A 12,095-nucleotide genomic window follows, 5' to 3' on the forward strand; every position below is an offset into this window, starting at 1 on the left:
CTGAGAACAGCAGGATGGATTTCCCTTACGCAGAATATCGGGCACGCCTGCAGCGTACGCAAGAAGAGATGGCCAAGCATAATCTTCCCGTACTACTGCTGCATCAACCAGAAAACATCCTGTATCTGACAGGATTCTACACGACTGGCTATTTCTCTTATCATGCTTTAGCCGTCCCGAGCCGCGGCGACCCGGTGCTGATCTTGCGCGATATGGAAGTCCCGGCCGCGCGCAGCACGTCATGGGTAAAATGCCACACGATCTATGCAGACGCCGCCGATCCGGTCCCCGTTTGGCTCGAAGCGGCGCGAAGAGCGGTCGACGGTCTCGGCTTAGCAGGCGGACACGTTGGGGTGGATGAGCACTCATGGTTCTTGACGGTGGAACGGTGGAAGATGTTGCAGGCGTTCCTACCTAAAGCAACTCTCGTCAGAGAGCCGCGAATTGTCGATCACCTTCGGCTGATCAAATCGCCGCGGGAGATAGACTACTTGCGCAGCGCCGCCCGCCAAGTTGAAGTCGGCATGCGCGCTGGGATCGAGGCAATCGGCCCCGGCGTGACGGAGCGAGTGGTCGCCGGAGCCGTTTTCAATGCGCTCGTGAGCGCCGGATCGGGATTGCCCCTGAGCGGCATCATCACGTCCGGCAACCGAACGGATCTGCTTCACGGAGACTACTCCGATCGACGCCTAGAACAGGGCGACACAGTCTATTTCGAGCTCCAGGGGATCTATCAAAAGTATTGGGCTCGCTTAATGCGCACGGCGGTCGTGGGTGAGCCAACCGGCGAGCAGCGGCGCATCGCTGAGACAATCATCCGCATCCAAGATGAAGCAATAGCGCTAATGCGGCCCGGCACATCGGCCGACGTAGTCGACAGAGCTTGCCGCAAGCCGCTCCTGGCCTCTGGCCTTCGCGAAACATACACGAACCGCGCTGGCTATTCGCTTGGTCTGAATTATCGCCCCTCCGCCGGCGAGTTCATCCGGGAGTTTGTTCCAGGTGTGGAATGGGTAATAGAACCTGGGATGGTGTTCCACATGCTGATGATGGCAGCCGGCATGGGCTTCAGTGAGACGGTGCTGGTTACGGATCAAGGACCGGAACGCCTAACCGGAATGGAGCGCAAGCTCTTCTCGCGTCTTTGAGGATCATCCCAGATGGCTAAGCTCGCGCGCTCGGTAATAGGTATCGTCAGTAATTTCGACGTGGAGAAGGATGGCTACTTCTGTCCTGTCCATTATGTGCGCGCAATCGAGGCAACCGGCGCGCTTCCGATCATATTGCCTTATGTCAAAGCAGCTGAAGTGGCTGCGGTACTCGACCAGATTACCGGCCTCGTGCTTACTGGCGGTGGAGATTTTCCGACCGAATTCTATGGCGCATCTCCTCACCCGGCAGTTCAACGAATCATTCCAGAGCGCGACAACTTCGAATTCGCGCTTGCCCGTTCAGCGCTCGATCGGAGCATACCTATTCTCGGTATTTGCCGGGGAATGCAGATTTTGAACGTTGTAGCTGGAGGTACTATTTATCCTCATACCCTCGATGAGCTGACACACGCAATCGATCACCGCGACGGTACACCATTGGATCAAACCGTTCACGAGGTCCACTTGGAGCGCGACACGCAGTTATGGAGGCTCTGTGGCGAGCAATCGTCGTCCTTCCGAGTAAACAGCCTACACCATCAAGCCATCAAGCGGCTTGCTCCAGACTTCGTGATTTCCGCACGCGCCGCCGACGGAATTATTGAAGCAATCGAGCGGCCCGACCGACCTTTTGTAATCGGCGTACAGTGGCACCCAGAATGTATGTACGAAAGTGAGCCCGCTTGTCGTCGATTGATTGATAACTTTGCCAAAGCGTGCGACTGGATCCAAAGAGAGCCCGCACGGCCTTCGCCACCCTCGCGTGCGCGATCTTGAACGCGCAATCCCTCGCGGCGCTGATCAAGCAGCAAACATCACCATGGTTCAAGAAGGGGGCGATGGCGAGCGAGCGCGAAGCCGTCTCCAACACAAATTCATGCTGCAAGAATGGTAGTTCGTGACTGGTAGTTACGTTGGTCTGCATGTCGAAACACGCTGGTCCAATTCGGTGAAACAACATGGCTTCTACAGTTCACGGGCAAGCAGCGATACTACGGCATTTGGTAGGTGACGGATCCGTACATGGCCATAAAAGTACTCTGCGCAGGCGTAGCACGCGCCTTCGACATATAGCTCGACTAGGTTCCGTGTCACTGCGGCAGGCTACCCAATATCTTAGGGAGGCAACGGACGGCCAAGCTTTGCTATCAAATTTGGTGTATCGGTGTTCGTCGGACCAGCACCTTTGTTCGTTCCTAATGGTCGTGGCTATCGCGACGATCTCGTTATCAGTGTTTGCGATTGGAGCAGACAGCCGGCCTGCACCCCGTTTTATTTGCCAACAACGTGATCTATTGGGAGCGTTCTAGTGCCAGTCATAACTGAACTCGCTAATTTCAGTAGCAGCTACGCAGCGAACGCATTGCCAACGGGTACTCGGCGGACAATCTCATTGCTCACGCTAGACCTCATCGGTGCTGCCGCTGCGGGTCTGCGATCGCAGCTAGCTGATGCGGCCAGAAACTCGGCACTGGAATCTTACGGCGAAGGCCACATAAACATTTGGTTGACAGACAAACGGTCTGGCGTCGTCGGAGCCGCGATGGCGAATAGCGCTGCGGCGAGCGCACTGGACATCGATGATGGTCATCGCGCCGCGGGGGGCCACGCCGGTGCAGGTGTTATTCCGGCAGCCTTGGCAGTGGCTCAGGCTATTGACGCCTCAGTTTCCGAAACGATGGCAGCGATCGCGCTTGGATACGAAATCGCCCTCCGAATCGCGAGCTCTCGTCCTGCTAAGACAATCGATACGCTCGCGAGCGGACGCTGGGTCGGCTATGGAGGTGCCGCCGCAACCTGCCGTCTCTTGGGCTTGAATGCAACGCAAACTGCTCACGCGTTGGCGATTGCTGGGTCGGAAGCACCGATCGTATTCTTGGGCTCAACCCCCAAGTTCGAGGGCAGCACGATCAAGGAGGGAATTCCTCCTGCTGTGGTTGCAGGTGTCACCGCCGCTTATCGCGCGCGGTCAGGCGCAACCGGCCCCCTTAATCTTCTTGATGACAATGATCGTTTCACGCGCGATGTCCTAATAGGCAATCTTGGCTCTTCGTGGGAAGTTCAAAATTGCTATTTGAAGCCATATGCATGTTGCCGCTATATGCATGCAGCTATCGATGCGATCCTTGCCATGCGTCAGGAAGGGGAAAAGATCCGGAGGCTGCGGATTGAGACGTTCCAACAATCGATGCGCCTCGCAAACGAGCGCGCCCCGAGCACCCTGGAAGGGGGGCAATACAGCTTCTACTTTAATTGTGCACTGGCCGCTTTATATGGTTGGGAGGCGCTACAGCCTGTTCAAGTTGAACGTCTTACTGACGCACGTGTACTCGACTTGGCTGCGCGTATCGAACTTGAGCCGTCGCCCGATTTTGCTACCGCGTTTCCAGTGGGAACGCCGGCCCGAGTCGTCATGGATCAGGGCAAAGGGCCGGAAGAGATGGTCGTCTTGCATCCCTTGGGAGACGTTGCAAACCCATTATCTACCGATCAGATCGTGGCGAAATTCAAGAACATCTCGAGAGCGAACATTCACCCGCGGTGGCAGGACGAGATCCTCTCGGCGCTCGCTAGCCTTGACACCAAAGGTTTTCCGCCCCTTCTAGCTGCCCTGTCGCCACCGGACAATCGATATTCGACATCTCAAACCCGCAAACTTGAACCTTCGGCTTAAGTTCGGGCACGAGCCAAGAGAGCAGCACGCGCGGGCGACGTCCGTTATCAACCAGTGGGTTGGCGTGACCACTTGGCCGTCGATCTGGTCGATGCGGAAGCTGCTGACGCAGTAATGCAGCGAAGCCCAGATGATTTCGATGACGGCGCCGAAGACGCGACACAAGTCGGGTGCTGTATCTATTTCGGCGTGGGCCGCAGGTAGCACGGTCACGGCCTGAGCAGCGCAGTGTTGTTTTTGTAGAACTTGATGAACTTGATTTAGGTTTTCGATACCGAAGTCTGTAAACGCCTTGACGCCGTCTTCTCCGATGCCAAACATCCAGATGACCCCGTTCTTGAGTTCCATTCCGATCGCGAAGCAGCGTCTGCACTTGGTCGCATCTGAGAACACGGGATCTCGTCGACTTTCGTCATGGATTCGGGCGCTTACAGATTGTAAGGGGCCGCATACGACGAAGGGAAAAACGGTTTTTACAACGAGCGTTGTGAGTCGTAAGCTCAGGCGCCCCATTCGCGAGGGACAGAAATTCGAAAATCTACAAAGTGGTCGTTAGGCCGGCTCATAGTGTAGGTGCGGACTGCTTTGTGGTTGTCAGTAGGTTTTCAATCATACGGGCGGTCTCGAAGAGCTGAGCATCGGATCCGGGTGCGCCAACAATCTGCACAGCGACGGGCAGGCCACGGCTCGGCAAGGCGACCGGCAGGACTAGCGCAGGCGCGCCTACCAGATTGAAAAATGAAGTAAACAGCGTAAGCGCATTTCCAATCGGAAAAGTCTCCCCGGCAATGTTCACCTCGACAGTCCCGACTTGCGGCGCCGTAATCGGGCAGGCAGGTGTCAGCAGGACGTCGAAATTCTGCATGTTCTGCGCAAAGGCTCGCCTGTAAGTTCCTACCAAGCGCATACACTGGATATACTTTTCTGCAGGCAGCAACTGCCCCAGTATCATGGCGCCGCGCATATCGGCACCGAATCGGTCGCTCGCGCTGGCGAGATTGGCGCCGTGGTAGGCAACGGCTTCGGCCAATTGAATTATCAATGAAACTGTACGTGCCTCCGACTGGTCCGGGACTTCGATCGCACCGAAAGTGGCCCCCGACCGCCGCATCTGCTCCTTGGTTAAGAGGAGCGCGTCGCGCACCGGCGCCTCGCATTTCTGCTCGAAGCCCTCGACTAAGGCAACTCTCAGCGACGCGGCGGAATATGTCGCTGGCGAGAGTTTTGTGATCTGCCTCACGACAAGCTCCAGGTCCTCAACTGAGGTCGCCAGTACGCCGGCATGGTCCAGCGACCAGCAATAGGGGATAACGCCGTCGAGACTGATCAGGCTATAGCTCGGCTTGTACCCGGCAATGCCGCAGAGCGCAGCCGGAACGCGACACGAGCCGCCTGTGTCCGTGCCAAGCGCGAATGGCACGATGCCAGCCGCGACCGCTGCTGCGGAGCCACTGCTTGAGCCCCCGGCCAGCCTTGTCCCGTCATGCGGGTTGACGACCGTTCCGGCCCAGCCGTTCTCGCCGGTCGCGCCATAGGCGAATTCGTGGAGATTGGTCTTGCCGATGAGGACGGCCCCGGCTGCGTCGAGCATGCAAATCGCCGCCGCCGACGTGCTCGGTACATTGTTCTCTAGCACCTTGCTGCCACCGGTGGTTCGGATGCCGCGGGTTTCGAACATGTCCTTCACGGCATAAGGAATTCCATCAAGCGGGCCCAGGGCGCGGCTTGCCCTTCGCCGCGCATCAGCTTTCCTCGCCTGGAGCAGCGCGTGGTCCGTTGCCACCGTAATAAAGCTCCGCAGCGAGGGATTGGTCCGCTCCGCCGCAGCAATGCAGTTCTCAACAATTTCGACCGCGGACAGGCTGCCGTCCTCGAGTGCGGCCGCGATAGCCTTGATTGAGGTCAAATTAGTCATAAAATGAGTCTGATGTTTGCGCTACGGCACCAGGCGCGACTTGGCTCAAGCCTCTGCAAACGAAAGTCGCTGCTACCGTTGCATGTGGGTACAATCCGCGGCAGATGGGATACCCGCGGCAGATCTTTGTATCTCTGCGGGCAAACAAAGGGCCGGGTACGCTTCGTTAAATCGAAATATTGGTAGACCGTGCCAGCTGTCGCATAGACAGAGCCGTCGAGGCCCGTGAACTCGCTAGTGCCAGTCGTCGCACGCGGCTGAAGATGTTCCCACATGAGCGCTTCCGGATCGTCAGCATCGATACAGATCGTGTGGATGCTTTGCGTCGCGAGATAGCCGTACTCGGCCGACCCAGGCGAGAATAGACTCGGATCAAAACGAAGATGCCCAGCGCATTGGGCGTGCAGTAGATCTTTTCCATTTGGACCTTCAGGGAGGTTGCGTGCTCGTCCTACCATTCGCAATTAACCCCCAACTGTAGGCGCGCTTCGTTGGTCCGAGGCCCAAATCGCTAATACGCCATTTTCGGCCGTGTCTGACCTCGACCTCAGATTTTTGCGTTGAATGTCTCCTTGTCAAGGGCATCTGAGGTCGGCGCTCGAATCCGAGGGCACCTCGCAGATGTATTAACATCTGGCTGTTCCTGCGTAGTTGGCACGCATTTTGAGAGTCCCTCGTTGCGAGGTGGCATGAGTGTCGACCGATATTCATGTTGTGGTTCGCGTCGCGACCTAGAAAATGAAGGAGAGAAAAGAGCATGTCAGATCCGTGTCAGATCGCATTCCGTGGAAAGGGACATCTTGGCAACTCCGAAACTCCCACGGCATCCTCGCCGCTCCTGTCGAATTCAGCCAGAACCATTCTGATCGACGGCTCCGAACTCAAGGCCAAGCGGCAGTGAGGAGCAAGTGCGGTGCACAGCAGCCTTCAAGGAACGAAGCACGATTTCACATCTGTCTATAATTGTCGCTGGCCCCACTCCTATTTTCGCGCCCATCTAGCCCTGGACTATGTGATTCCAGATCGGGCCAAGCCCATCTTCGAAAGGATCTTCGCCGATTATCGACGTGTTCGACGCAAAACCAGGCTGAAGATTATCGATGTCGGTTGCTCCTATGGCGTGAACGCTGCTTTACTGCGCACCGATCTCGATCTCGATGAACTTTATGCCGCCTATCTGGAACCCAGCGGCTCTCTCTCTGGCCGACAGGAGATCGAGCATGCCAATTTCTTTCGCAATCGTGGTCTCCGCAACGACATCCGGTTCGTCGGCGTAGATCCATCGTTCCGGGCTGTTCGTTATGCGCAGAACCTGGGCCTTTTGGAAGCTGGCATCACGGCTGATCTGGAAACCCGTGACTTGACCGTCGAGGAATATGGCGCTCTCGCGGATGCGGACATTCTCATCAGCACAGGCTGTGTGGGCTACGCCACCGAGCTAACCTTTGCACGTGTGTATCATGCTTCGGCGATTTCACGCCCCTGGGTCATCACCTTTGCAATGCATCCCTTCAGTTATGACGGCATAGCCGCAGTCCTTCGGGATTTCGGGTTGGAAACCAACCTCATCGACCGGTTTAGACAACGCCAGCGACGCTTCTCCACGCCAGCGGAACGTGAGACAATCCTGAACGCCATGGCCAAACGCGGCATAGAGGATCGCTTAGAGCGCACGACCGGCTATGTCTACGCATCCTGCTACATCTCTGCACCGCCAGGCGAAGCGCTCTGCTGCTCTCATGGCCAGGCGCATCTTAGGGGGTCGTGACCGCAGTGCGGTTTAGTCGATTCGAAGATGGAGTTCCGAATGGTACAAGGCTGATGGCAGCACTCGGGAGGAGCTTAAAGCCGTCACGCTACGCACGGATATCCCGCGGCAGATTGGCGAAGTCGGATAAGCGGGGATCGTCGGCATCCAACCTTCCATGTTCTCGCGGTGTCCGATTGAAGACCCCTATGTTCGCAAGCCGACATAATTGGATCTACGCACTTCATCGGCGCGGCCCAAACCACATCCTTTCCGTCTTTGCTCGTCGCGACCGCTTTGGTGGCGCGCCGATTGCAGGGAATGGAAGCGCTTCGGGTCTAGATACGCTATTGCTCTTGATTGGCGAAATCCGAGCGCATGAACGTGATAGCGGGCAATCATCCAGGGAGTCGCTCATGCGAGTAGCCATCGCGCGGAATAATGATCACATGGGTGTGATCAACCGATTCGGTCAATCTTGTCGTGAGGAGTACGATCGCAACGCGGTCGACCGAATAGTAGCGGCCCTGCAGGAAGGCGGCCACGAAACATTGCTCTGTGAAGCCGACAAGGGACTACTCGCCACGCTCGAACGGTTTATGCCACCTGATCCGCAAGCTCCGCCCGCCGGCATCGTCTTCAATTTGGCGAACGGAATTCAGGGGGAGTGCCGGTTGTCCCACGTTCCGGCCATGCTCGAGTTGGCGGGAGTGCCCTACACTGGTGCGGGACCGCTTGGGAACGCGCTGGCGCTCGACAAGGTGATCACCAAGACGCTGATGCGCGATCGCGGCGTGCCGACACCGAACTTTCGTGTCATGCGCCGCAGCACCGAAACAACCTGCGATTTGCGATTCCCCGTGGTGGTAAAGCCCCGTTCCGAGTCCACCAGCTTCGGATTGCAGATCGCACATGAGCCCGCTCAGCTGAGGCAGGCAGTAGAAGCGATCGTGACGCAGTATGCGCAGGATGCGCTTGTCGAAGAATACATCGAGGGGCGGGAAATTTATGTTGGCCTGTTGGGAAACGGGGAGCCCGAAACCCTGCCGCTGGTAGAGCAGGATTTCGGCGACCGCGAAATGCGCATCTTTACTAACGACGACAAAGAGCGCATGGCGCTCGCGCCTATTTGCCCGGCACAAGTCGATAGCAGGCTTGCGACAATGCTGCGGGATATGTCGGTCGCGACGTTCCGTGCGTGCCAGTGTCGCGACTATGCCCGCGTCGACATTCGGATCGACCGCTCTGGCCAACCATTTGTACTGGAGATCAACTCGATACCGGCGCTGCGCGGCATTTATGTTCAGGCCGCGAGCGCCGCCGGATATAGCTTCTCGAGCTTGATCAATCGCATCCTCGATGTGGCCCATACGCGATATTTCGGGGTCGGCGCCCCCCAGTCGGAACGCGCGTCGACTCGCGACGCAAGTGCTCCGAATTAGCAGCATGTTAGGCTCTCGTTCTGCCGCTCGCATGGATTCGATGCAGGGCGCTTCCTTGGCCATGTGCGGATGCGTCACCTACCAGATGCCGCAGTATTGCTGCTTGCCCGTGAGCTGTAGAAGTCTTTTTCAGCGAACGGCATGCAGAGCAACGTAACGACGCTGACGGTCTCGAATTACTTTCGGGCGGCAGATGAAATTGGACGCAAGTGCGGTCTCCAGCAACACCTTTGAGGAGTATCACGGAAGTGCCAGCAGATTTTCTTAACTCACGGCACCACCCCACAACTGGCGTTCGGACTGTTCAAATTCGTAGAATACGATTCGATAGCCGAAAAGCGTGGTCCTGCCGCCAGTCGAGAGCGGGCGACCAGCACTTTCTCAGCGTAGCTACAGAACCACTACTAACCCGAGTGAGTCGCTGATATTGGTACGCTCCCCGGAAAATTTGATGGCAACCTAATCGCAGAGTCTGAGGTCAGGCACGGCTGAAAAGTTGATGCCGATGTGCGCTCGGGCTGAGTAAACCATGCAAGATCGGAGTTAACAGCCAATGGCAAGAAGAACGCTCATCCTGCTTGAAGGCACAAGGAGCAACGGTCTCCGATACGTCCAAGCGGCACAGCGTCTTGGTCTTCATCCAATTACCCTGTCTGCGGATCCAGCTCAGTACGACTATCTTGCGGCAGAATGCAACGAGGCAATCCATGTCGATACAGACAATCAAGATGCGCTGATCCGCGAATGCGCCCGGCTACGTGCGACCCGTGACGTTGCCGGTATTACGAGCGCCGAGGAAACAGTCTATGCGACAGTTGGCGCGCTCTGTCGGCATTTCGATCTACCGGGACCAAATCCCGCGTCGATTGAGCGATGCTGCGACAAATTCGCTCAACGTCAGATCCTCGCGGAGGTAGGCGTTCCAATACCTGCTTATCACTTGGCGGCGAATGCTACGGACGTAGAAAGCGCTGCCGCAGATATCGGCCTACCGGTAATTCTTAAGCCAGCCGTAGGCCGCGGCAGCAGCGGTGTCCGATTGTGCCGCAACATCGATGAGTTAGCCCAACACACGGCCTATCTACTGGGCGGGAAGCATACATGGCGGTCCTCGCCAAGGATACTGGTCGAAGAATTCGCACAAGGCCGCTATTATTGCGCCCATATAATGGGAGATGAGTTAATTGCGATTGCCGCCGCCAGCTTCGGCCCCCCGCCGCATTTCGTGTTCCGTGAGGGCATCTTCCCAGCCCCGCTGACTGATGACGAGCATGCGCGCATCGCCGATGTTTCGCTGAACTGTTTGCGAGCTCTCGATCTTGGTTGGGGGCCAACGAACATTGAACTCCGGTGGACGAAGCGTGGCCCAGTCGTCATTGAAGTCAATCCGCGTATTTCTGGAGGTCCTCACTCGATTCAGGCGGCTTACGGTATTGATCTCGTCACCGAGCACATCAAGCTTGTCATCGGCGACGAAACGGATTTGCGCCGAAAGCATTCGCACACTGCGGCTTGGCGCTCCCTAATCCCTGATCGCGATGGCGTCCTCGATTGGATTGATGGCGACGGTCGGGCCGCTGCTGTGCCAGGTGTCACCGAGGTCAAACTGTTTGTTAAACCCAAGATGCCGATCGTCAGGAAAGGAGATTACCGAGACTCTATAGGACACGTCATGGCCGCTTCACCTAGCCGTGCCCGGACCGCGGCGATACTTCAGCGTGCCGTCGACTTGATCAATTGGTCAATCACGCCATTTCCGACTCCAGGCGAACAGGAACAATCTCCGGTCCACGAGCCCTTACCAAGTGCACGCGGCGCCTGGTAGGGGATGATGTCGCCGAATAACGGTTCAACCGAGAGCAGTAAAGGGCGGGTGTTTTGACGGGATCGTCAGCTAGGGCAAGATCCAAGCCGCAGGCACGCAGGCCGTAGACGATTATCTTCCGGTGCGCGGCTATATTCTCTGGCGCGTTGCAGGCTGCGATTGTCCTAATGCGCTGCGGATGATGGTCGAAGCCGAAGAAGCCAATCGCGGCTAATCGCCGTACTCAGCGAGTTTCCTGAAGAGCTACTCATGTCGAAACCCTTGTTTGAAAAGATCGCCTTGGTCGGCATCGGCTTGATCGGCTCTTCGCTGGCGCGCGTCATACGCCGCGAGGGGCTAGCCGGCCATATAGCCATTGCAACTCGTAGCGCCGAGACCCTAAAGCGCGCCGAGGAGTTGAAACTCGGCGATGGCTACACGACCGACGCGAAGGGAGCGGTGCGCGGGGCCGACTTCGTCATCGTCTCAGTGCCCGTCGGTGCTTCCGGCGCCGTGGCTGAGGAGATCGCACCAGCGCTTAAGAAGGGCGCTATCCTCACCGATGTCGGATCCACTAAAACCTCCGTGATCGCTCAGATGCAGCCCTTCGTGCCGGAGGGCGTACATTTCATTCCCGGCCATCCGCTGGCCGGCACGGAGAAGTCAGGCCCTGATGCGGGTTTTGCCGAACTGTTCGAGAACCGCTGGTGCATCTTCACGCCGCTGGAAGACACCGACCCCGCCGCGCTGGAGAAGCTCTCCGAATTCTGGCGCCGCTGCGGCTCCAACATCGACACGATGGACCCGCAGCACCACGACATGACACTGGCGATCGTCTCGCACCTGCCCCACATCATCGCCTACAGCATCGTCGGCACGGCAAATGACGTGGAGACGGTCGCACAAAGCAAGGTCATCAAATATTCGGCCTCGGGTTTCCGCGATTTCACTCGCCTCGCCGCTTCCGACCCCACAATGTGGCGCGACGTATGCCTGCACAACCGCGACGCGATCCTCGAAATGCTGGGGCGCTTTTCGGAGGATCTCGCATCCCTGCAGAGGGCGATTCGCTGGAGCGAAGCTGACAAGCTGTTCGGCCTCTTTACCCGCACGCGCGCCATCCGCAGTTCGATCATCGAGGCGGGGCAGGATATCGACATGCCCGATTTCGGCCGTCAGGCAATCGGGCGTCCGCAGATCGCGCAACAGCAGCAGTATAGGGCTCCGGGCGTCTGCCTCATACCCAGCCCCGCAGCGGGGCCATAATGTTCTTGATGCAGGGCGAGTAGGCCGCAGGACGCGCCGCGTGTTTGCCGCAACGGCTTGAGCGGCCTATTGGTACATAACGCTGTTCGAAGATGC

9 protein-coding genes and 1 pseudogene are annotated in these 12,095 nt (G+C 57.5%); 8 read left to right on the plus strand and 2 right to left on the minus strand.

The annotated features are described in order from the left end of the window. Positions 1-14: 14 nt before the first annotated feature. The 3 genes from MTX21_RS33490 (at position 15) to MTX21_RS33500 (ending at position 3,825) form a co-directional block, all read left to right on the plus strand. Entirely contained in the window at positions 15-1,148 is a 1,134-nt protein-coding gene (locus tag MTX21_RS33490; protein ID WP_280968815.1) for a Xaa-Pro peptidase family protein, read from the plus strand. A 12-nt stretch (positions 1,149-1,160) separates the two neighbouring features. Next, on the plus strand, positions 1,161-1,928 hold the full coding sequence (locus MTX21_RS33495; RefSeq protein WP_280968816.1) for a gamma-glutamyl-gamma-aminobutyrate hydrolase family protein: 768 nt from the start codon (positions 1,161-1,163) through the stop codon (positions 1,926-1,928). Positions 1,929-2,460: 532 nt separating this feature from the next. Next, positions 2,461-3,825 carry an MmgE/PrpD family protein gene (locus tag MTX21_RS33500; RefSeq protein WP_280968817.1) on the plus strand — a complete coding sequence of 455 codons (1,365 nt, stop codon included), beginning with the start codon at positions 2,461-2,463 and terminating at the stop codon, positions 3,823-3,825. Here the strand turns inward: MTX21_RS33500 and MTX21_RS33505 are convergent. Together MTX21_RS33505 and MTX21_RS33510 are read right to left on the minus strand one after the other, a co-directional pair. Then, on the minus strand, positions 3,754-4,173 hold the full coding sequence (locus MTX21_RS33505; RefSeq protein ID WP_280968818.1) for a hypothetical protein: 420 nt from the start codon (positions 4,171-4,173) through the stop codon (positions 3,754-3,756). The genes MTX21_RS33500 and MTX21_RS33505 overlap by 72 nt on opposite strands. Before the next feature lie 214 nt (positions 4,174-4,387). Beyond that, complete coding sequence (locus tag MTX21_RS33510) at positions 4,388-5,740, minus strand: amidase (RefSeq protein ID WP_280968819.1); 1,353 nt, start codon at positions 5,738-5,740, stop codon at positions 4,388-4,390. Positions 5,741-6,653: 913 nt separating this feature from the next. Between MTX21_RS33510 and MTX21_RS33515 the strand changes: the two genes are divergently transcribed. The 5 genes and pseudogenes from MTX21_RS33515 (at position 6,654) to MTX21_RS33535 (ending at position 11,999) form a co-directional block, all read left to right on the plus strand. Continuing rightward, a complete protein-coding gene (locus tag MTX21_RS33515) occupies positions 6,654-7,508 on the plus strand; it encodes a hypothetical protein (RefSeq protein WP_280968820.1) in 855 nt (284 codons plus the stop codon). A gap of 395 nt (positions 7,509-7,903) precedes the next feature. Beyond that, on the plus strand, positions 7,904-8,929 hold the full coding sequence (locus MTX21_RS33520) for an ATP-grasp domain-containing protein (RefSeq protein WP_280968821.1): 1,026 nt from the start codon (positions 7,904-7,906) through the stop codon (positions 8,927-8,929). A 553-nt stretch (positions 8,930-9,482) separates the two neighbouring features. Further along, the gene (locus MTX21_RS33525; RefSeq protein ID WP_280968822.1) at positions 9,483-10,754 is read left to right on the plus strand and encodes an acetyl-CoA carboxylase biotin carboxylase subunit family protein; all 1,272 of its coding nucleotides are present in this window, start codon (positions 9,483-9,485) and stop codon (positions 10,752-10,754) included. A gap of 100 nt (positions 10,755-10,854) precedes the next feature. After that, positions 10,855-10,968: pseudogene (locus MTX21_RS33530) on the plus strand (histidinol-phosphate transaminase); the annotation flags it as partial. 35 nt (positions 10,969-11,003) lie between these two features. Next, a complete protein-coding gene (locus MTX21_RS33535) occupies positions 11,004-11,999 on the plus strand; it encodes a prephenate/arogenate dehydrogenase family protein (protein ID WP_280968823.1) in 996 nt (331 codons plus the stop codon). Positions 12,000-12,095 lie beyond the last annotated feature (96 nt).

The sequence above is a fragment of the Bradyrhizobium sp. ISRA430 genome, assembly GCF_029909975.1.
Taxonomy (GTDB): domain Bacteria; phylum Pseudomonadota; class Alphaproteobacteria; order Rhizobiales; family Xanthobacteraceae; genus Bradyrhizobium.